The organism is Ignavibacteria bacterium (genome assembly GCA_015709655.1).
Taxonomy (GTDB): domain Bacteria; phylum Bacteroidota; class Ignavibacteria; order Kapaibacteriales; family Kapaibacteriaceae; genus OLB6.
Map to the genome: position 1 here is coordinate 2,537,763 of CP054181.1, position 21,009 is coordinate 2,558,771.

17 protein-coding genes and 1 tRNA gene are annotated in these 21,009 nt (G+C 50.2%); 8 read left to right on the forward strand and 10 right to left on the reverse strand.

The annotated features are described in order from the left end of the window. Positions 1 to 28: 28 nt before the first annotated feature. From HRU79_10225 to HRU79_10255, 7 genes are all read left to right on the forward strand, one after another. Positions 29 to 202: a hypothetical protein gene (locus tag HRU79_10225; protein ID QOJ26999.1), complete on the forward strand. Its 174-nt coding sequence runs from the start codon at positions 29 to 31 to the stop codon at positions 200 to 202. A 3-nt stretch (positions 203 to 205) separates the two neighbouring features. Next, on the forward strand, positions 206 to 445 hold the full coding sequence (gene rpmE, locus HRU79_10230; protein QOJ27000.1) for a 50S ribosomal protein L31: 240 nt from the start codon (positions 206 to 208) through the stop codon (positions 443 to 445). Between the two features lie 2 nt (positions 446 to 447). Beyond that, complete coding sequence (locus tag HRU79_10235) at positions 448 to 741, forward strand: 30S ribosomal protein S18 (GenBank protein QOJ27001.1); 294 nt, start codon at positions 448 to 450, stop codon at positions 739 to 741. Between the two features lie 14 nt (positions 742 to 755). After that, positions 756 to 827, forward strand: a tRNA-Gln gene (locus HRU79_10240). 27 nt (positions 828 to 854) lie between these two features. After that, complete coding sequence (locus HRU79_10245) at positions 855 to 1,805, forward strand: ribose-phosphate pyrophosphokinase (protein ID QOJ27002.1); 951 nt, start codon at positions 855 to 857, stop codon at positions 1,803 to 1,805. 48 nt (positions 1,806 to 1,853) lie between these two features. Continuing rightward, complete coding sequence (locus HRU79_10250; GenBank protein ID QOJ27003.1) at positions 1,854 to 2,462, forward strand: 50S ribosomal protein L25; 609 nt, start codon at positions 1,854 to 1,856, stop codon at positions 2,460 to 2,462. A 243-nt stretch (positions 2,463 to 2,705) separates the two neighbouring features. Then, a complete protein-coding gene (locus HRU79_10255; GenBank protein ID QOJ27004.1) occupies positions 2,706 to 3,842 on the forward strand; it encodes a hypothetical protein in 1,137 nt (378 codons plus the stop codon). A 742-nt stretch (positions 3,843 to 4,584) separates the two neighbouring features. Here the strand turns inward: HRU79_10255 and HRU79_10260 are convergent. The 7 genes from HRU79_10260 to HRU79_10290 form a co-directional block, all read right to left on the reverse strand. After that, positions 4,585 to 5,268 (reverse strand): hypothetical protein, encoded by a 684-nt coding sequence (locus tag HRU79_10260; protein QOJ27005.1) that lies wholly within the window; start codon positions 5,266 to 5,268, stop codon positions 4,585 to 4,587. Between the two features lie 390 nt (positions 5,269 to 5,658). Next, on the reverse strand, positions 5,659 to 7,572 hold the full coding sequence (ispG, locus tag HRU79_10265; GenBank protein QOJ27006.1) for a (E)-4-hydroxy-3-methylbut-2-enyl-diphosphate synthase: 1,914 nt from the start codon (positions 7,570 to 7,572) through the stop codon (positions 5,659 to 5,661). Further along, positions 7,569 to 8,531 carry a rhomboid family intramembrane serine protease gene (locus HRU79_10270; protein ID QOJ27007.1) on the reverse strand — a complete coding sequence of 321 codons (963 nt, stop codon included), beginning with the start codon at positions 8,529 to 8,531 and terminating at the stop codon, positions 7,569 to 7,571. The genes ispG and HRU79_10270 overlap by 4 nt, the downstream gene beginning before the upstream one ends. After that, positions 8,521 to 9,726: a phosphoglycerate kinase gene (locus HRU79_10275; GenBank protein ID QOJ27317.1), complete on the reverse strand. Its 1,206-nt coding sequence runs from the start codon at positions 9,724 to 9,726 to the stop codon at positions 8,521 to 8,523. The genes HRU79_10270 and HRU79_10275 overlap by 11 nt, the downstream gene beginning before the upstream one ends. Positions 9,727 to 9,734: 8 nt before the next feature. Continuing rightward, positions 9,735 to 10,727, reverse strand: coding sequence for a type I glyceraldehyde-3-phosphate dehydrogenase (gene gap / locus HRU79_10280; protein QOJ27318.1), 993 nt, complete (start codon positions 10,725 to 10,727; stop codon positions 9,735 to 9,737). A gap of 88 nt (positions 10,728 to 10,815) precedes the next feature. Next, positions 10,816 to 11,367 (reverse strand): crossover junction endodeoxyribonuclease RuvC, encoded by a 552-nt coding sequence (gene ruvC / locus HRU79_10285; protein ID QOJ27008.1) that lies wholly within the window; start codon positions 11,365 to 11,367, stop codon positions 10,816 to 10,818. After that, positions 11,364 to 12,113, reverse strand: coding sequence for a YebC/PmpR family DNA-binding transcriptional regulator (locus HRU79_10290; GenBank protein QOJ27009.1), 750 nt, complete (start codon positions 12,111 to 12,113; stop codon positions 11,364 to 11,366). Before HRU79_10290 ends, ruvC begins: the two co-directional genes overlap by 4 nt. 711 nt (positions 12,114 to 12,824) lie before the next feature. Between HRU79_10290 and HRU79_10295 the strand changes: the two genes are divergently transcribed. Next, a complete protein-coding gene (locus HRU79_10295) occupies positions 12,825 to 14,333 on the forward strand; it encodes a hypothetical protein (protein ID QOJ27010.1) in 1,509 nt (502 codons plus the stop codon). Between the two features lie 1,477 nt (positions 14,334 to 15,810). Here HRU79_10295 and rpsD read toward each other — a convergent pair. The 3 genes from rpsD to recJ form a co-directional block, all read right to left on the reverse strand. Continuing rightward, positions 15,811 to 16,413 (reverse strand): 30S ribosomal protein S4, encoded by a 603-nt coding sequence (gene rpsD / locus HRU79_10300; GenBank protein QOJ27011.1) that lies wholly within the window; start codon positions 16,411 to 16,413, stop codon positions 15,811 to 15,813. Between the two features lie 109 nt (positions 16,414 to 16,522). After that, positions 16,523 to 19,276: an AAA family ATPase gene (locus tag HRU79_10305; protein ID QOJ27012.1), complete on the reverse strand. Its 2,754-nt coding sequence runs from the start codon at positions 19,274 to 19,276 to the stop codon at positions 16,523 to 16,525. 1 nt (position 19,277) lies between these two features. Continuing rightward, positions 19,278 to 20,981, reverse strand: a complete 1,704-nt coding sequence (recJ, locus tag HRU79_10310; GenBank protein ID QOJ27013.1) for a single-stranded-DNA-specific exonuclease RecJ — start codon at positions 20,979 to 20,981, stop codon at positions 19,278 to 19,280. Positions 20,982 to 21,009 lie beyond the last annotated feature (28 nt).

Here is a 21,009-nt window from a genome sequence, read left to right on the forward strand (position 1 = left end):
AACTACACTATAGCGACCAGAGGAAGCAATGGCGAAATCGCAAACATTCGGTGACAAGATGTCCAAGAAGTCCGGACAGCAGAAAACGAGTGTCAAAGTAATCAAGGCGTATCGTTCCGAAAGCGGAACGGTTAAATACGTTGAACGTTTTGTTAAAGTAGATGACATTGGTCAGATTGACCCCAACACATTTTCGAGGTAACCAGTGAAGAAGGGTATTCATCCGGCATATAAGACCATCGAAGTTGTGATGACCGATGGTTCAACATTTAAGACGCGGTCCTGTTACAAAAGTGACCGTATGGTTTTAGAAATCGACTCCAAGAGTCACCCGTTCTTTACGGGCAAGCAGATGCTTATTGACACAGCCGGTCGTGTAGACCGCTTTAACAAGCGTCTGGCCAAGAGCAAGGCTGCTCGTGATTCCAAGGAGGCAGGGAAGTAATTATGAGTATCACAAATCCAACGCGTCAGGCGCAGGTGCCTAATCCGAACACCATTAATTCGCCGTTCCGGCAAAAAAAGAATCAGCCTCGTAAGCGTAACAATCCACTGAAGCAGTCACGGTTGATTGACTATTTGGATCCTAAGTTTCTTGGTCGGTTTACCAACGACCAGGGTAAGATTCTTCCGCGTCGAATTACCGGTGTAACGGCATTGCAACAGCGCAGGGTAACACGGGCTATCAAGTATGCCCGCCATCTGGGCTTGTTGCCGTTCGTGGCACAGGACACGCGTTAACGGACCCGCATTTTTGGGGCGTCGCCAAGTGGTAAGGCAGCGGATTTTGGTTCCGCCATTCGTTGGTTCGAATCCAGCCGCCCCAGCATCCCCCGATCTTCTATCTAACACCAGTGAGCGCTGAAATTAAGATTGTTTCGGGCAGGTCAAATCCTGATATTGCCCAAAAGATTGCCTTGGCTACACAGCGTGAATTAGCCTGTGTAACCATTCGCAACTTCAGCGATGGCGAAATCTGGGTTAAATACGAGGAAAACGTTCGCGGCGTTGACCTGTACATTGTACAGTCAACATTTGCACCGGCTGATAACCTGTTGGAAATGCTTATGCTGATCGACGCGGCAAAACGTGCGTCGGCACATAACATCACGGCAGTGATTCCATACTTCGGGTATGCCCGGCAGGATAGGAAGGATCAACCACGGGTGGCAATCACGGCAAAGCTGGTTGCAGATTTACTGACGAATGCCGGTGCAAACCGAATCATTACAATGGATATGCATACGCCGCAGTTGCAGGGCTTCTTTGATATCCCGGTTGATCACCTCTATGCCTCAACCGTAAGTGTTGATACAGTTCGAATGCATGTGGCCGATCCGATAACAGTAGCTTCGCCCGATGTTGGTGGAGTTAAGAATGCCAGATCGTATGCCAAAATGCTGGGTGAGAATATCGACCTGGTAGTGGTGGACAAGCGGCGACCAAAGCATAACGACGCCGAGGTGATGAACATCATCGGTGATGCCAAGGGGAAAAATATCGTTGTTGTGGATGACCTTATCGATACCGGAACAACGTTTGTGCGTTGTGCTGAAGCTATGAAGGATGCGGGCGCAACATCGGTGATTGGAGTGTGTACGCATCCGGTGTTTAGTGGTGATGCTCTAAAGAAAATTGAGGAATCGCAAGCTATTTCAAAGGTCTTTGTTTCTGACACAATTCCGTTGAAATCCACGAATTCGAAAATTGAAGTTATTAGTGTTGCCGGTTTATTTGCCGAAGCAATTATCCGGACACATGAAAATCAAAGTATAAGTTCTCTCTTTGAGAAAATCCAATCGTAACTTTTTACATTAACCTAAGCCCCTTCCCCAAAGAAACAGAGAAATACTATGAGTGACATTGTTTTAACAGCAGAATCCAGAATTCCCGGTAAGAAGACTGCCAAGCAGCTTCGCACGAACGACCGTGTTCCGGGTGTGTACTATGGAAATAACGCAGAACCCGTTCACTTCTCAGTGCCAACGCTTAGTCTGCGTCCGGTGGTGTACACATCAAAAGCAAAGGTTATCAGCCTTGAGGTTGACGGCAAGAAAGGCGTCCCGTGCATCCTCAAGGATGTTTCGTTCGATCCGATCACGGACTCAATTGTCCATTTTGATCTGCTGGCAGTAGCTGCCGGCCATAAAATTCAGGTTGAAATACCGCTGCACCTTACGGGACAGGCTGTTGGCGTTCGCAACGGCGGCGTACTAGAGCAGGTTCTGTATAAAGCCCGTGTGATGGCTGACCCCACAAAGATGCCCGAGCGGATTGATGTTGACATCACCAGTCTTGATGTGAACCAGTCAATTCATATCTCGCACCTTTCTATTGCCGGCATCGAGTTTCTGGAAAAAGGCGAAAGCGTGGTTGTAACGTGCGTACCGCACCGTGCTGCCGGTGGAGAATCAGCCACCGATGCAGCCGCAACTGCCGACGCTGCAGCGCCGCAGGCCTAAAGTTTTCAACTGTTAACATCCACGGTACGCAGCGCTGCCTGCACGGTACCGTAACGCATACAGGATAATGGAAATGCAAGGTCCTTCTCATTGTGAGATGGACCTTTTTTTATTGTCAGCCCTGAGCTCGGCATTAACAAGAACTCCCCAGGAGGTTCGTCAATATCCGTGTGCTTGAGTGCATCTCCAGATGCATCTTTCTTGTTGCACCACGTTAATCAAACCATTTTGTGAGGGGGCTTTATGATTTCTGCTAAGCATTCAGTAATTCAGCAACTGCTGTCGGCACAGTCGGGTCCGTGCATGAGTGTTTATGTACACACCCATCGTACACAGCCGGAACGCCGTGATGATCCTGCACGGTACCGCGCCATGGTACGGCGGTTAAACGAATCACTGCATCGGGCGTATCTCCCTGAAAAGATCGAAGAATACCTGGCACCATTTCATGCCCTTCTTGAAGATGAAGATTTCTGGAATGCCAGGAAGGAGGGGATTGCAGTTTTCTCGTCCCCCGGTTTCTTTCACGCCGAACATCTTGAACGTCCGGTACCCGATACTGCTGTTGTTGCAAAATCATTCCATGTTAAACCACTGCTACGGATCATGCAAACCCTGACCCGGTATAATGTTGTTACGCTAACACGCGACCGTATTCACGTGTACGAAGGTGACAGACTCGGACTGACAGAGCTTGATCTGGGCCCGGACGTTCCGCTAACATTGGAAGCAGCTCTTGGTGCTGAAAAAACAGAGCAACAAACAGCACATGTTACTGTTGGCGGCTCTGCACAGGCTGTTTCGAGTACGTCACGCCAGGATGAAATTGACAACGATACCGAACGATTCTACCGTATTGTTGACCGTGAGCTGTTAAACCACGTCTCCCACAATTCAGGTCTGCCACTGATACTTGTCGGGCTTGCTAAGCAAATTGGTATTTTTCAGAGGGTTCGGAAAAATCCAAATGTATTGTTAGAGTCAGTTGAAGTTCATCCCGAAGGCATTGCCCATAAAGAGCTGGTTCACCGCGCATGGGAAATCATCGAACCATACACAACATCGTACAGTAAGCGTCTTATCGAAGACTATCACACTGCTGCGGTAAGGGGCTTAGGGGCTGACCAAATTGCCGATATCGCCAAGGCAGCAGCCGAAGGTCGTGTGGCACAATTGTTTGTGGAAGCAAGCAGACAGATTCCGGGTACGGTTGACCCTGTAACCGGTAACATTGCGTTTGACGACATAGACCAACCAGACATCAATGATGCACTGGACGACCTGGCAGTACTTGTTCTGCGAAAGGGCGGCAAGGTACACGTTCTTGAAAGCGAACATATGCCTGCTGTTACAGGTGCTGCGGCCGTCCTGAGGTTTTGAATTAAGAGATGATGGATTCATCTTACAATTACAATAGGGATGGGCTAAAGCCCATCCCTATTGTACTAACATTGGATTGGAAATCAATTGCCTCCAGCTTCACGTAGAGGCTAACGAAGAGAAATCAACTGTGAATTTTCTTTTCAATCACTCAAACCATGGTTAGTAACAAATTCATCGTGTTTCTGTTGAAATGATTTCCTGCTATTGGATAATTCCTTTTCCCTACTATGATTCCTCACAGTTACTATCGCTGATTCGGAAACAGATACGGAGTAGTATTCATCTTCCGCTCTAACTTTTTGTTGGTCGGTGCATTCTTGTTGATCCGAATGCTTGATTCTCCTTGAATTTACTGTGCTAGTTTATCAATTGTTTGGATTGATCGCTGAGCAATTAAACACCACGATGATCGGAGCAGCCGTTTACACAGTCATTGAATATGTCTTTTGTTTTGTGTTTTTCCAATGTAGTTTCCACCCTGTTGTCTTAGCTCGTTAGGGTTTAAAAGGGCAGTTCTTGGTTCAGAGAACGAAGTGAAGATATCCTTTTACAAACGGCATTATTATCAACAACACGGTTTCACATTATCCACTCTGCAATTACGAAAGAGCGCTTGAACTGAAAATCGTGATGCACGATACCTTGAAAAGTGCCGACTCTGCCAATGAATCAATAACGGAATTGTTTGGTGTACAGGCAATGCACCGTTGCAGATTTACTACACCCCGTCAGAGCGAGCTTAAAACAATGTCCACCTAACGTCCAAGCTGCCCGAAAGTTGATGAGTGCGAAGACTTAACGTACTTGGACTGATCCCGGTTAAATCAGCTATGAATCCTATGCCGGGGATTATGTGCAAACGGCCAAAACGTAGGTCGTACTGTGTGCCAAGTTGTAGTGCCCAACGCAGGGGGTACAGGTCAGAAATGTTGTCTTTGCTGGTGACAATGGCTGTACCATTATCAAGGAATTCTATATCTCCCGGGCGAAAGAGAGTGGTATCGAATTTCGCTTCCGGAATTAAATGCATCTTTTGAGTGCGGAGGGCATGCCTGCTAAATCCAGCCGATGGGCCGGCAAGGATTTCAATATCTGTATCAAACAAATTTACTTTACCAAGAAATGCGAATTCAATCTGTGTAACATCGATATCGACAGTTTGACCAATGTCAGTTGCTACTAACGTGCCATCGTCAGTGACCATTGGTATTCGGTCGCCGGATTCATCGTACCGCAATTCTGAGTATCTGTATCCGGCACGCAACACCAGGCTCTCACGCCAGGTGCTTTGTTGTGAAAGCAGCCATTCCGCACTAATGCCAGCCGAATATGCCTGTTTGGGAGGTGCGCCTAGCAGAGGACAATTACAATCTGCTGAACCGTCCTGCCTGTACCCGCTGCGAAAAGTTCGTCCGTAGGTCAAATACCAGCCGGCAGAGAAATGTTTGCCCTCAGCCGTTGTAGGTAGTCAGTGGTTAGTGGTCAGTGGTCAGTGGTTAGTGGTCAGTGGGCAGTGGTTAGTGGTTAGTGGGCAGTGGGCAGTGGTCAGTGGTTAGTGGGCAGTGGTTGGTGGTTAGTGGTCAGTGGTTAGTGGTCAGTGGTCAGTGGTCAGTGGTTAGTGGTTAGTGGGCAGTGGGCAGTGGTTAGTGGGCAGTGTCCAGTGGTTAGTGGTCAGTGGTTAGTGGTTAGTGGGCAGTGGCCAGTAATTACAAAACTATCAAGGAGTATAACAAAAGATCAATGTGCCGGATTCGGCGGACTCGAAGCAATGGTGGAATAACGGGTAAACGCAGAGAAAATCGGATATCTGCTGTTAGGCAATACCGTCTTGCGGACGCTCTATCCACTTCCCATCTTCTTTGAGCAATGCAATAAGAGCGTCTAATGCATGTGCAGTGTCGATACCACGCTGCACAACTTCTTGTCCGCGGTATAGGGTGATGGTATCATGTCCGCCTCCAACATACCCGTAATCAGCGTCGGCCATCTCGCCGGGACCATTTACGATGCATCCCATGATACCGATTTTCACGCCTTTCAGATGATCGGTAGCAGCCCGAATCTGAGCAGTGGTTTCCATGAGGTCGAACTGTGTGCGCCCGCATGAAGGACAGCTGATGAATTCTGTTTTTGTAATTCGCAGGCGGGCGGCTTGCAAAATTCCGTAGGCTAATGACATTTCTGCGGAAGCTGCAGTGTAATCGGAAGGGGTGTTTATTACAATACCGTTTCCAAAACCGTCAACAAAAAGGCTACCAATATCGGTGGCAGTGTATAATAAATGAATCTCGTTATCATCAACTTCATTATCAAATGGGATGCGCTGAACAACTATCGGCAATGTACAATTGTGCTTCGTTAGCCATGTTTGTGCTGAACGCATATCCCTTGTATAGGTATCGGCAGGCGCTACCAGCCACAGCACCACGGTTCTGTTATACGCACATGGAAGGATGTCGGAAATCCGTCCTGCCGATAACCTGACAACGTTTAAAACCGGATGCAGATCTTGATTACTGTTGAACTCGTCAGGCGTTAGTACCGGTGCTGCAAAGACTCGATGTTCCATTGACTTCCACACATCATAGTCAACCCACTGTCTTGTATGGGTAGGAGCGTGAAATGGAAGGGGGCTATTGCCAACGTAGAAGTATTCTGCCGGCTGGTCAGACGCTGTCCATGTTTGTGTGGCATGGTTGAATGTATGACCAAACGCAGCCAGCTCTGCAGGCGAGCTGATGCCACATTCCGAAATATCAGCCACGACGCGGGGCAGGTGCTCAGAGCCGAGATTGGCAACAGTACATGTATTTCGTTTATGATACTCAACGGCGGTCGGACTGTCTGCGAAACTCGACATATTGTGCACCACTCCTGAATGTCCCGCCAGCTTTGAAGCCACCGGCATCTCGGCTTCAGGTGCCTCGGTAAGGGAGACTCTGATGGTATCACCCAGGCCCTCCTGCAGCAGTGTACCGATCCCGATAGCGCTCTTGATCCGTCCATCCGGACCATCGCCGGCTTCCGTTACACCAAGGTGCAATGGATATGCCGGTAACCCCATTTCGGCACAACGTTGAACAAACAGGCGGTATGCCTGAATCATAACAATCGGGTTACTGCTCTTCATGCTGACGACGATGTCATGGAACCCTTCATCGTGAGCAATGGTGAGGAATTCCAGGGCACTGATCACCATGCCTTCGGGGTTGTCGCCATACCGGTTTACAATGCGGTCACTCAGCGAGCCATGGTTGGTGCCAACACGAAGTGCTGTTCCGTATTCCTTGCAGATTTTTAACAGTGGTACAAAGCGCTTGCGAATTTTATCTAACTCTGCCTGGTACGATGCATCGGTATATTCAAGAACAGCAAATTGCTTTTTATCGGCATAATTCCCGGGGTTAATTCTCACTTTTTCTACAATGCGGGCGGCAATTTCGGCGGCATTGGGTGTAAAGTGTATATCTGCAACCAGCGGAGTGGTGAAGCCCCTTTCCCGAAGTCCCTTCTTGATATTCTCTAAATTCTTAGCTTCATTTTGTGAAGGGGCCGTGATTCGAACAAGCTCGCATCCTGCCTGTATCATCCGGATAGCCTGGTTGATAGTACCTTGGGTATCCATTGTGTTGGTTGTGGTCATGCTCTGAACAAGGATGGGATAGTTGCTCCCAATCCAGGTTTTTCCAACCGGTACCTGAATAGTTGGCCTTCGCGAGGCAATCATAACTGACGGCTAACCTCAAAGAGAATAAACTTTTCGCGTTCGGTGAGTGAATGGTATCCACCGTGTGAAATTTTATCCAGAATTCCGTCGATACGTTCCTGAGAAATGTTCTCACCGTCAACAACAAACCTGGTTGCAGTCTCCCGCTTTGCAGGTGGAGGTTCGTGAGCCTCACGGTTTGCATCGGGTGAAACATAATGCACCGTTACGTTTCGCTGTGCATGGTGTTGAGGTTCAACGTCACGGTAGCGGACATCAGTAAACGACGATTGTTGGCGTGTACCTGCAGTTGACGAACCCAGCGTGTCGATCCACCGAAAGAGTGGCTCACCGAATTTTATCAGCAGGAAGCCACCAAGCGCACCGCCAAGGTGAGCAAAGTGAGCAACTCCGTCGGCAGCATTGGTAACGCCAAGGATAAGGTCTAATGCTGCGTAGCCAAGCACGAAGATCCGGGCAGGGATAGGGAAGAATATCGGAAACATCATCACCGGTCGGTCTGGGAAGAGCATACCAAAGGCAAGTAGGACACCCATAATTGAACCCGAAGCTCCCAGTGTTGGAACCGGAGCAGAGCCGGTGGCCAATGACACCAGCAGATGTACAATGCCGGCAGCAATACCGCTAAGCAGGTAGTACACACCAAACCGGCGGGAGCCCCATACGTTTTCCAGCTCCATGCCAAACATCCATAAGGCAAACATGTTAAACAGGATGTGCGAAAAACCACCATGCAGAAACTGGTAGCTAATAAGCTGCCACGGTTGAAACCCACCGTTAAAAGGCCATAGGGCGAAGTATTCTATTGCAGCATCGCCCAGCATCATACTACCAACCCGGAGGTCGAGCAGCCCGGTGATCAAGAAGATGCCAACATTAGCAAACAATAAAAATTTAATAACTGGCGGGAAGACACTGAAGCCACCACCTCCGCCGCCACTGTACTGATTATACCTCATACGTTCGGTCGAGTGCCATAACACCCGGTAAGGATTTGCCTTCGAGAAATTCCAGCGATGCACCACCGCCGGTTGAAACGTGACTGACGTTTGAGGTTACGTTGAATTGGGCAGCCGCCGCCGCGCTATCACCTCCGCCTACAATGGTAACAGTTCCATTCCGGGTTGCCTGTGCCATGGCCTCGGCAATGGAACGCGTGCCTGTAGCAAAGTTGCTCATCTCGAAAACGCCCATTGGACCATTCCAGAGTACTGTTCGTGCCTCCATGATAATCTTAGAGTACGATGCCGCTGTTTCAGGACCAATATCCAAACCCATCCAGCCGGGTTCAATATCGGTGACCGGACACGTATGGAAGGGGGCTTCGTTACTGAATTGTCTGGCAACAACGGTATCAACGGGAAGCAAAAGTTGCACGTTGCCTGTATCGGCCTGATGCAGGATGCTTGCTGCAAGCTCCAGCTTATCATCTTCCACCAGCGAGGTTCCGATTTCAAGGCCCTGCGCTTTAAGAAACGTGAACATCATGCCGCCACCAATCAGGATAGTATTGCACTTGGTCAGTAAGGCCGTGATAACGTCGATCTTTCCGGTGATCTTGGATCCGCCAAGGATGGCTACAAACGGACGCTGCGGATGTGCAAGGGCAGTGCCAAGGTAGTCAAGCTCACGTTGCATCAGCAAGCCGGCGCACACCTCGCCAAATAAATCAGCAACGCCAGTAGTGCTGGCATGCGCTCTGTGTGCCGTACCAAAGGCGTCGTTGCAGTACACGTCTCCCAAACGTGCCAGTTGTGCACAAAACTCAGTATTATTAGCTTCTTCTTCGGCATGAAACCGCACGTTCTCCAACAGAATCACTCCACCCGGCTGTATGGCGGCAACCATGGCTTCGGTTTCGGCGCCCACGCAATCAGGGGCAAGAGGTACCGGCTGCCCAAGAAGCAATGACAACCGCTCGGCAACCGGAGAAAGAGTGAACGCCGGTTGTGGTTTTCCTTTTGGACGTCCAAGATGGCTTACCAGCACGGCAATGCCACCTCTGTCAACAATACTGCGAATTGTTGGGATGCAGGCCCTGATCCTGGTGTCGTCGGCAACAACTCCGTCGGAATCAAGTGGGACATTAACGTCAATTCGAGTAAGAACCCTTTTACCGTGAACCTGGATATCGGCAATACTCTTGATCATAATAAAATATACTATCCGATAACGCGAGACATCACGTCGACAATACGATTAGAATAGCCCCATTCATTGTCATACCATCCAACGATTTTCACCAGATTACCGTTGGCATTGGTAAGCTTACTATCGAAGATGCAGCTATGGGGATTACCAACGATATCCGAGCTTACCAGGTGATCGGTGCTGTATTCAAGGATGCCCTGCAGCGACGTCTCGGCAGCCTGTTTGAAGGCGGCGTTTACCTCGTCAGCAGTAACGTCCTTTGATAGAATGGCGGTAAAATCGGTCAGTGAGCCATCAGCAACAGGGACACGGTACGCCAGTCCATCCAGTTTTCCCTGAATTTCTGGTATAACCAATCCTAACGCCTTTGCAGCCCCCGTGCTTGTAGGAATAATGTTCACTGCAGCGGCACGTGCTCTGCGTAGATCGCTATGGGGCAGGTCAAGTATCCGCTGATCGTTGGTATAGGCGTGAACGGTTGACATATAGCCACGCTCGATTCCGAAATTATCCAGCAGTACTTTCACCATTGGTGCAAGGCAGTTTGTGGTGCACGACGCATTGCTGATGATCTCCTCCGAACCGGTAAGCGTATTGTCATTTACACCCAGCACGATCGTGGACTCAATTTTATCTTTTGCCGGAGCCGTTAACAAAACTTTTTTAGCATGTTTCAGGTGACCCTTCAGTTGATCTGTTTTTGTAAACACGCCCGTTGCTTCGATCACCAGGTCCAGGTTGTTCCATGGCAGTGCATCTATACTCTTTTCAGCAGAGATTGTAATTGCGTCACCATTCACGGTCAGTACTGAATCCTGAACCGACACGCTACCATTAAACCGGCCGTGCGAACTATCGTACTTAAGCAAATGTGCCAGTGTAGCGGCATTCGTCAGGTCGTTAATACCCACAATATCAACGTTGAGACCCCGGTTTTTGATGATTCGGAAAACTAAGCGGCCTATGCGACCAAAACCGTTAATGGCAATACGTGCTGCCATAATGTACCTTTCACATTGGAATGTTATTACAGACTGCGATTTGAGTACAAACTTACGGTTTTGGCCATGCTAACCCAGAGTCGACATTAAATTACCGGCCATTGCGCACAAACTCCGTCCACTGTGCCCTTGCGCCTTTTTTACGTGTCTGAGGAACCGGTGCCGGTGTCTTACCTTTATTCATTGCATAGCAGATTGCCACAGCCAGTGCATCGGTAGCATCGTATGGCCGGGGTGTTTCGGGAAGATTGAGGATTGCCTGAACCATTGCCGCGACCTGGGGTTTCGACGCTGCACCCCGGCCTGTAACGCTACGTTTAACCTGCATTGGAGTGTACTCTACGGGTCTCAGGCCGGCCTGTGCACAAGCAAGCATGGCAACGCCGCGTGCCTGTGAGAGCTGGACGATGCTGCGGACATTTTTAGCGAAGAAGACAGCTTCCATGGCGCAGGCCACAGGGTTTGTACGGGTGATTACTGCTGTAAGACGTTCATAAATTTCGCACAGGCGCTCAGGAAACGATTCAGCCCTTCGTTTCACCTGCACGGCTCCGAATTCAACTACTTCCAGCACCGACCCTGAAACCGTTATTACCCCATAGCCACACACTACCGAGCCGGGGTCAATACCAAGAATCGTCATTCGGCATCATCCGGCAAATCGGCATTATGAAAAACCTGCTGAACATCGTCATTATCCTCAAATACATCCAGCAATTTAATAATCTTCTTTATAGTGTCAGGATCTGTAACGGTAGCCTTTGTATTGGGGACATAGGCGAGATGTTGTTCCGAGACCTCCAGACCAGCTTTTTCAAGAGCCTCGGTAACAGACTGGAGGGAATCTACCGGACAATGGAGGACGGCGCCTGCAACAGCCCCTTCATCAAAGAGGATATCAACATCTGAGCACCCGGAATCAACGGCAATTTCAAAGAGAGTATCTTCGGGCAGGGAAGAATTCAGGACGATTTCGCCCATGCGGTTAAAATTCCAGAGAACGCTATTTGTTTCGCCGAGATTTCCTCCATATTTCGAAAACGTAGCCCTGACCTCCTGTACGGTCCGATTCCGGTTTTCGGTGGTACACTCAACCATGACGGCTACGCCTCCGGCTGCATAACCTTCGTACGTAACATCTTCGTAGGTGACACCTTCAATCTCGCCCGTACCACGCTGAATTGCGCGTTTTATATTGTCAACCGGCATCGAAACCGCCCGGGCGTTTTGGATTGCCATGCGCAGACGCGAGTTACCTTCAGGATCACCGCCGCCAAGCCGGGCGGCAACAATAATCTCCTTGCTAACCTTTGTGAATAATTTGCCGCGACGTGCATCAACCGCAGCCTTGCGATGCTTGATATTAGCCCACTTACTATGTCCGGCCATCGAATACCAGTATTATAAATGAAACAAGAAGCTACAAAAATGTGAAATTTAATGGGAAGGGGCTTGGGTAAGAGGATGGCCTTGGTTTCGGTATCCGGGCTTGACGTAACCACCAGTGTTGGCTGACCATCCGAGTTCGTCCCAGCAGGTTGGTATCTACATTTACGGTAATGCACAGATGTTCTGCTCGGTCGAACCGTGCCAACAGTCCAGGGCCGCAGTCCGTCCGCTCGGAATGTATGACGTGGTTTGGATGTACAGGAGGTTTGTGTAAACCTGTAAACATGGATGCGATATTGAACGGACGCTCCCACGTGGCCCACACGAAATACGATAAAAAACAATACAATACCGTATGGGTGGGAAACCCGCCCGTACAAACCATTATAAACAATACCATGAGCCGTAGTGGCGGCCCCACGTGGTCGCCCCTACGAAACATCATATAAAATGATAATATCGATAATAACGATAATATCGATAATAACGATAAAAACAGATGTGTCTGTTTATATCGCGCGCACGGCCGTGCTCCCCAACATTTATTATCAAAAACTCTTATGAATCTGGCTCCCCCTCCCTAAAGCCCGAAGGGGTTTGGGGAGGGGGCCGGGGGTGGGGCCGGGGGAGAGCGCGACAAGAAATTTGTATGTCGTGTTATTAGGAAATTATGTGTTACTTTATGTGGTACATATTCCATCAGGAGTTCTTATGACTTATCGATACACTCCCGCCCGACGTTTTATTCACGGCTTGCGCCGTAGTGCTTTAGGCTTTCTGCTCGTGCTACTGCCCCTTGTGCCATTGGTGGCACAGCCGGTTACCCCCATAGATATATCCCGCGCCCGGGAGTTTACCCTGCTGTGGAAAAAAGTCGTGGGGGGGAATGCTGGACCACCACTATACCTCGTCTCCCCATGTGGAGTTGGCGGAATGAACATTTTGGCTGTCCCCACTACTTCAGGTGGGTTTGGTTGTTTTACCTATCCCCGTATTGATACTACGCGTCCGGTAATAGGGTGGAGCGCATCCTTCGACCTATTCGACTACGACGGGATTCCACCAAAAGAGTACATAGATTGGGCTGGTCGCGTTGATCGGTGTCTTTCCGACACGTATCCATTTCAGCTTGAACGTGAAATCGATAAAATTAATTGCTGGGGAGCTGGTGAACGTGGGATCAACATTGATCTCTCTGGCGACATCGATGGAGACGGCTACGAAGACCTGGTGTGTGATATTGGCGGAGGTGGCTACACGGCGCGTGTGATCCGTGGTGGCCCTGCTGCGGGCCGTGGCTGCGAGCGGATCCTGTACCTGCCGATGGTCAAAGACCCGCAGGGCAATGATGTGACCGGTATCGTAGCCCTGTGGCGCACGGCGGCCGGCGGCTATCGCGTAAGCTATGAATATACCGATGTATGGCGCACCTGGGTGGTGATGAGTGAGTTGCAGGTGCATCGCACTGCCGACAGCGTCGAGATTAGCTATACGCCCCTGGATTCGATTCGTGCCGATGGCTTTCCGGGGCAATCCTGCATAGCCGTTGTCCAGGACACGATAGCCAGGCGTGACTGGTTTTTGATCTACAAGCTCGACAGTGAGCTTAACACCGGTGTTTTAGAGCGGTTCGATGTTACCGGCAGCCGCTTTGTCCACTCCGGTGAACGGGTGCGAGGGACGGTGTTTTATAATCCCTGGAATATCGGGCACATACTGGGTACAGAAAAGCCGGTCGTTGCTTTTCATATTGGAGGCTTCGGACAGGTATTTTGCCTAGTCGATGACCTGACTCACCCATTTGCTTCTTTCAAACCTCAAGGTACGGGCATTCAACCTGCAGCCGGTTATACTGCCATCAACGATCAGACCGGAGACGGTAAGCCAGAATTTGTATTATCTGGCGGTGACGGAGTAATCCTTGTACTAACACTTGATTCAACTGTAACGAATGTTGAAAGTGGACTGTTCCTGACAGATACTGTCTTGGCCACGCTTCACGGCAGTATTCTCGAGGTCCGTCTTCACGATCCGTGTACGGTATCTGCGGAGCTGGTCACCACCGACGGGCGCACGTATCCCGTTCTTGCCGCCAGCGCCGGCACTGCCGGCCTTAACCGCTACGATCTCAGCTCAGTACTCAGCCGCCAGCCCCGCGGTGCCTACCTGCTGCGCGTACGGACCGGTGAAACCTTTGTGACACTCAGTATTGTGCTGTAGGAGAGGGTGGAATGAGTAGGTGCCCCCCTATGTGGTCGCGCCCAGTATTAGTGGTTTCGACAGACCCAACCAGCCGTACCACATTGTTTACGCTACAATCATAATGATGGAAATGATTACTATTATCTACTTAGTGAAGCGGTATCTGAGTCTTACCACGGGCAACAGGCTCAAGCACGTGCGCATCTTGGAAGTTCTCTAACCCCATGAGTCAGGACAAGATGTTCAGGATTTATGCGATTCCACGCACGAAGTTTTCTCATACTGCCGTCTTCGACGCCACGCTCTCTCACTTCCAACGGCACACATCACGCCCGTCGCTTCGCTCCGGGCTGCCCTCCCCCGCCACCACCACCAAGCCCTTGCCAGGTCGCAACACACCTTTTCTGTTTCAGTCAGCTACGCCGACCTCTGGTGAGAATTAGTACATCCGGATGCAATTGCTGGTAGATAGTGCGTGAATGGGGTAGGAATGTGACGGAGAGAAAAGGTTAGTGCATAAATCAGGAAGGAGAATACCGTATGGTGTCACAGTAGCAACGCGCTTCGATACATATTACTAAATGTGATCGCATTGGAATTTATAGAGTTCTTTACGTAGGCTGCACACCGCAGCCGACCGGCCGAGCTGTAGTGGTAGGTGGTGAAGCACGATGGTGGTGGAGGTGGGGAAGCCGAAGGGCCGCAGTCCGTCCGCCCGGAAAGATGACGTGGTTTGGGGGTGCAGGAGGTTTGCGTAAACCTGTAAACATGGATGTGATATTGTACGGTCGCTCCCACGTGGCCCACACGAAACACGATAAAAAACAATACAATACCGTAGGGGTGGGAAATCCGCCCCTACAAACCATTATAAACAATACCATGAGCCGTAGGGGCGACCCCACGTGGTCGCCCTGTACGGGATCCACATATCAATCGATACACCGTTATAAGAGCGGATGGCATCCGCCCTCCGCGAAGCCACACAAATAACGAATAACTGTAGAGGCCGAATTAGGATGTCACACTTCACTGTCATTGATATACTCTCTATCACAGCAATTGCTCCGGAATTCCTAAGGTATTTTACGTAGGCTGCACTCGCAGCCGACCGGCCGGGCTGTAGTGGTAGGTGGTGAAGCGAGATGGTGGTGGAGGTGGGGGTGGGGCCCAGAGGGCCCTAGTCCGTCCGCTCGGAATGTATGACGTGGTTTGGATGTGTAGGGCGGTTGTGCTAAACCGTTAATGTGGGGGTATGATATCGTTGGAACGAACCCATGTCCACGCCATCACGAAACAACATTAAAATCGACACGAACCCGTAGGGGCGGATGGCATCCGCCCTCCACGATACAACATAAATTAACGTTAAACCCGTAGGGCCGACCCCGCGTGGCCGGCCCTACGAAACATCAATAAAACAATACGAAGCCCTAGGGGCGGGTGTTTCAAACCCGCCCCGCAGGGTTTTAGTGATAGGCTAGGGTGGGAGGGGTTACCTGCTGTAATACTCAATGACCAGCGGAACTTCACAGACAACCGGTACTTCCTCGCGTGGAGGCAGGTAGAGGAACTTGGCTGAGAAATCAGCCTTGCTGACGTCAAGGTAGGGTGGGGGAGCTGAGGAGCGAATGGCTTCCTGGAAGGCTTCCAATTTCCGGCTCTTTTCCTTAACAGTAATCACATCGTTGGGTTGGACGGCGTAAGCAGGCATGTTAACCCGTTTGCCGTTCACATTGATATGGCCATGCCGTACGTACTGGCGTGCTGCATAAATACTGCGTGCCAGTCCTGCACGGAAAACAATCGCGTCCAAACGCTGTTCCAGAAACTGCACCAACACGTCAACCTTGTTTCCCTTAACGCGGTTGGCACGAGCCATGGTGTTGGTAAGCTGTCGCTCGTGGATGTTGTATTGCAAGCGCAGACGCTGCTTTTCGAGCAACTGCTTTGCATAGTCACTTTGTTTGGGGCGCCGACGGGCATTGCCATGTTGTCCGGGTGTTCCCGGCTTCCTGTCCATCGTTTTCCGCGCCTTTGGCGCAATTGCAAAACCAACCTTCCGGCTCAGTTTTGTTTTGGGTCCATTATACTTCATCGTGGTTCCCTAGCTCCACTTTCCATGTTCCGGAAAGGGGCGATATTAAAATGTGAAAAATAGAGAGCCACAAATATACGAATCCTAACTCCCCGCTCAAACCTCTTCCCTAACAACCCGGTATCTGGGGCGGGGTCGGAAGCTGCTTAAACAGGGCTGCATAACTGGGGTTGGCACTCAGAATGGCTGCGTTTCCAACCAGTACAAACTGTTCCTGTGCCCGAGTGATTGCCACGTTCAGTTTACGGTCGGTACCCTTGTATGGAGAGGTGATGCTGTCAACCTCATGAGGGTGATGGGCACCGGGGCTGTAAATAATAACGCTGCGCTGACTGCCCTGGTAGCGTTCCACGGTATCAACAACTGTGTGTTCAGCAATAGTACTGCTAAGATTGTTTATGATATTTCGGTTATGCGTTCGGAAAGGACCAATAATCCCGAGTGTGTACTCACTGCCATACTGTGCAAAAAGTATGGCTAACCGGGTGACAAGTTCAACCTCGGTTTCGATGTCAGGTGCGTTAATGTAGCATGAACGATGGGGGAGAAGGTTGTGCCAGGGCAGACGGATACGGCTTTGCTGATGGCCTGTTATCGTTTCCAGCCTGCCTGCATAGAATTGTTTCGACGGGAATTGCATAATGTCATGGTGCATCCTTCCCTGGTGTCGCAACGTTGCCATAGCCCCCTGATACTTGTTTTGCTCGCTTATCTGAACAAGACGCTCAAAGATGCTGTCGCCCAACGCGGTATAGCCCATTGCCCGGAGCAGGTCCGAATTGAATGCAAGTGCTGCCGGACTCTGCTGTAATACCGGAGGCAACTGTGCCTGGTCGCCAATTAAAATGTGACGTTGTACGCATGCCAGAATTCCGGCAAGGTGAACGTCCAACACTTGAGATGCTTCGTCAATAATAGCGGTTGTGAAATTACCAAAGGTTAGTATTTCGGGGTGACTGTGTACGGCATGGATGGTGCTGACGATACACCTGGCATTCCGAATGCGTTCGGCAAGGTCAGCCGGTGATGTGTGTATTGCTAATGCGGGTATGTTAACGTCATCGAACCCGCTGCCTATGGTGTAACTGCTGCCATGCCGTAACATACTTCCTTTGGGCAGTACAGACTGAAGTACGGTGCATATTTCATTTACGGCCCGGTTGGTGTAGGCCAGTACGAGCAAACGTTCCTGCTGACCGTTCTGTGGGGTGCATACAAGGTGGTTGACGATTGTACGCAGGATGACAGAAGTTTTTCCTGTTCCGGGAGGACCCTGAATGAGAAACCAGTCCTGAGAAGCAAGTGCACGGCTTACAATGTGTTGCTGCAAGGGTTGCAGCGTAGAGTTGCTAATCGGTACATCGGGACCAAAACGTGGTTGCGTAATTCCAAGGATGGCGTGCCGGCGTTCTGCCGAAGCCTGGAGGAACCGGATGATGGAGGGGTACAGCATCCGGATTCCTGCGTCAGAGACGTCTGCTTCCAGCGTCCAGGTGTTCTCCAGTAAGTCCGCAACATTTGCTTGTTTGTTCCTGATGGTAACAGAGATACTGCCTGGCCCGATGTCGCGGACAATCCCTTTGAGTAATACAAATGTCGTTTGCGCTTCGAGGGCGGCAGAATCGTCTTTTAAGGAACTGTGCAGTAGAACCAGGTCGCCTTTCCGTAATGCCGTTGCAGTTTTGCGAGTCCGTTCATCATCATAAACAAGTTTAAGATGCATTGTCCGAACGTCAGATCCCTCTTCTAGAACACGAAGTCCGTACAGCACTGCTGGTGATGTTTCTTTCTCGGCCATGGACTGTCGCCACAGGTCGGCAGTTGACCGTGATGTTCCGTTACTGCCAACACGAGCTGCGAACTGCTCGTTGGTAAGCAGTGAAATCCATGCTTGTGCCGCAGTCCGACTGTAAACATCGGCATTCTTGTATGCGTCAGCAAATTCTTCTTCAAAACTTGCAGCAGGTCCGGCGGCAGTCAGTGAATATTCGCTTAACTGCCGCAGCACCCGAAACGATCGTTTTCCTAAGTCGTGTTCAATAGAAACCAGCCGGTTACGCACACTCATAATGCGTTGCTGCAGTTGGGTGCTGAGTTCCGGAGGAACCGCACGGAACGGTTTCCCGGTATCGGTGATGTACCACAACAGGGATTGGGAAGGGGGCTTGCCCACGAGGAGTTCGTACAGAAGATTATAGGCAGAAACCTGTGCTGCATGATTGGTTCGGATTGTTGTGGGTGCCGAGCCGGTTTTTAGCTCAACAAGTGATTCTACACCGGTCGAACGGTCTTTTACCAGGATGTCGAATCTGCCTTGCAGCCCTACCGCCGCCGAAATTACGTGTGGCTCCACCCGAATACTGCATCCCTGCCAGGTTGCAAGAGCCTGGCGTATTGCCGGAATAAACACCGTAATTTCATCGGCAAAATGCTGGTTGTTGGCTGCGGCAAGCTGGAGAGCCAAACGTTTGTTTACCTGAACCAGCAGCTCAGCATCTGACAATTCAGGAGTTGCAACCAGAACGTCGAACATATAGTTTACAGCCGAGCCCCGAAGTGCTGCCGGAAACACGCCACGTGGATTAAATCTGCGTAACAAAGCAAGGTTTTCCACATCTCCGGACGCTGTTATGCACTCCGACAGCTCCGTTATGTCAATAACATGATGGGGTTCTACACACAGGAGCGAACAGGTGTTCTGATCTGACGCAACCTTGACCGATACCAGAGCCCCTTTCCACAAAGCATCCAAAGATGTTGAAAACCCGCTGTGGACAAATAGCTCCTTTGTTCCGGACTGCGTTGAAATTATTAGGCTTGCATTGCTTGCAGCAGACTGAATAACAGAGCCGGTTATCCACATGCTACTGCTCGGGGCGGATATCTTTGATGCGAACCTGAGGCATTGCTGATCCATTGAAGGTATTTTCTTCCAGTGTGTACACCATTGAGAATACCTTACCGTGCGAACATTGATCTAATTTGTGACCAAGGTTGAAACCTATGGCATCAATTGCAAAATTGCTTTGCAGTGCCCGGAATTTTAAGTGGTTGTTACCAACAACTTTAACGCCATTTGCTGAGACGACGTGTTTGCTGAAGAACATCGGACGGTGGTTACCGTATCCGAAGGGTGCAAATCTGCTTAGGTGCTTGATAAAATTAGGATTTAAGTCGCTCAGCGAAAGCTCTGCATCAATTTGGATTTCAGGACTTAGTTCTACGGTTTCAAGGAGTTTTCGGGCCACCTCGTCGATACGCCGGCGCAGCTCCGGGATATTTTCTGCCGCCAGGGAGAGGCCTGCAGCATGCTTATGTCCGCCAAACTCCACCATCAGATCTTCGCACGACTTCAGGGCTGCGTAGATATCGAAATTTTTAATTGACCGTGCCGATCCTTTGGCAATACCGTCAATCGTCGTTAACATGACCGTTGGAAGGTGAAACCGTTCTACCAGGCGGGACGCCACGATACCAATCACGCCGGCATGCCAGTCAGCGTTGTGTAAGACCAGGGACCGCATTTCAGGGTTATCGGTAAGGAGTTGCAGCGCCTGCTCTTCGGCAAGTTCAAACGTCTCTTCGTCGATTGCCCTGCGCAGCCGGTTATCGTGTTCCAGTTGCTGAGCAATCTGAAACGCCTGGATTTCGCTTTCGGTAATCATCATCTCAACTGCGCGCCGCGGGTCACCCAAACGTCCGGCAGCATTAATTCGCGGAGCCAGTCCGAAGACGACGCTGGAATTGGTGATCTGACCTGCATGCAGTCCGGCGCATTCGATCAGCCCCTTTAATCCAGGCCGTGGATTTTCATTAATCAGCTTCAGTCCAAAGTAACTAATGATACGGTTTTCGCCATGGAGTGGTGCGATATCGGCAGCCGAGGCGATTGCAACCAGGTCCAGATACCTAAAAGCAACGTCAGGAGTACCCCGGCGTTCACACATTGCATGGATTAGTTTAAACGTTACGCCACATGCGGCAAGGTCCTGAAACGGATAGGTGCAGCCGGGTTTTACCGGATCGAGGATTGCCAATGCTGACGGGAGAACCTCGGCAGCCTGGTGATGATCACAGATAATAACGTCAATACCAAAACCTGCAGCGTACTCAACTGTTTTAGCAGCGGTGACACCAACATCAACGGTAATAATGACCTTGGCGCCAAACTCGCGTGCAAAGTCAACGCTCCTTGGCATGAAGCCAAAGCCTTCGTCCATCCTGTTGGGAATATGGTAATCAGCCGTAGCACCAATACTCCGCAGGAAATGGAGCATGATGGCAGTGCTGGATGTGCCGTCAACATCATAATCGCCGTGAATCCATATCGGCTCTTTTAACTCAACTGCACGCATTATGCGGTCAACTGCGACCTCCATTCCATCCATGAGCCATGGAGAATGAAGTAAAGCCAAATCCGGTGTGAAGTACGATGCGACTTCATCAACGGTTGATATGCCCCTTCCAACCAATACTTTTGCAATTGGCTTGGGGATTTTCAAGGTTTTAATCAGGTTTTGGACGGCATTTTCATCTAACGATTCCCTAAATATCCACCGAAAGTTCAACGGTTTCCTAGTAACTTGAAAAATACTG

What these genes read in the sequence shown, in the direction of transcription:
- ruvC (QOJ27008.1), bottom strand. Translation starts at nt 11,367, where the DNA reads ATGACGATTCTTGGTATTGACCCCGGCTCGGTAGTGTGTGGCTATGGG.
- HRU79_10255 (QOJ27004.1), top strand. Translation starts at nt 2,706, where the DNA reads ATGATTTCTGCTAAGCATTCAGTAATTCAGCAACTGCTGTCGGCACAG.
- HRU79_10290 (QOJ27009.1), bottom strand. Translation starts at nt 12,113, where the DNA reads ATGGCCGGACATAGTAAGTGGGCTAATATCAAGCATCGCAAGGCTGCG.
- rpsD (QOJ27011.1), bottom strand. Translation starts at nt 16,413, where the DNA reads ATGAAGTATAATGGACCCAAAACAAAACTGAGCCGGAAGGTTGGTTTT.
- HRU79_10295 (QOJ27010.1), top strand. Translation starts at nt 12,825, where the DNA reads ATGACTTATCGATACACTCCCGCCCGACGTTTTATTCACGGCTTGCGC.
- HRU79_10250 (QOJ27003.1), top strand. Translation starts at nt 1,854, where the DNA reads ATGAGTGACATTGTTTTAACAGCAGAATCCAGAATTCCCGGTAAGAAG.
- HRU79_10270 (QOJ27007.1), bottom strand. Translation starts at nt 8,531, where the DNA reads ATGAGGTATAATCAGTACAGTGGCGGCGGAGGTGGTGGCTTCAGTGTC.
- HRU79_10305 (QOJ27012.1), bottom strand. Translation starts at nt 19,276, where the DNA reads ATGTGGATAACCGGCTCTGTTATTCAGTCTGCTGCAAGCAATGCAAGC.
- HRU79_10225 (QOJ26999.1), top strand. Translation starts at nt 29, where the DNA reads ATGGCGAAATCGCAAACATTCGGTGACAAGATGTCCAAGAAGTCCGGA.
- HRU79_10235 (QOJ27001.1), top strand. Translation starts at nt 448, where the DNA reads ATGAGTATCACAAATCCAACGCGTCAGGCGCAGGTGCCTAATCCGAAC.
- ispG (QOJ27006.1), bottom strand. Translation starts at nt 7,572, where the DNA reads ATGATTGCCTCGCGAAGGCCAACTATTCAGGTACCGGTTGGAAAAACC.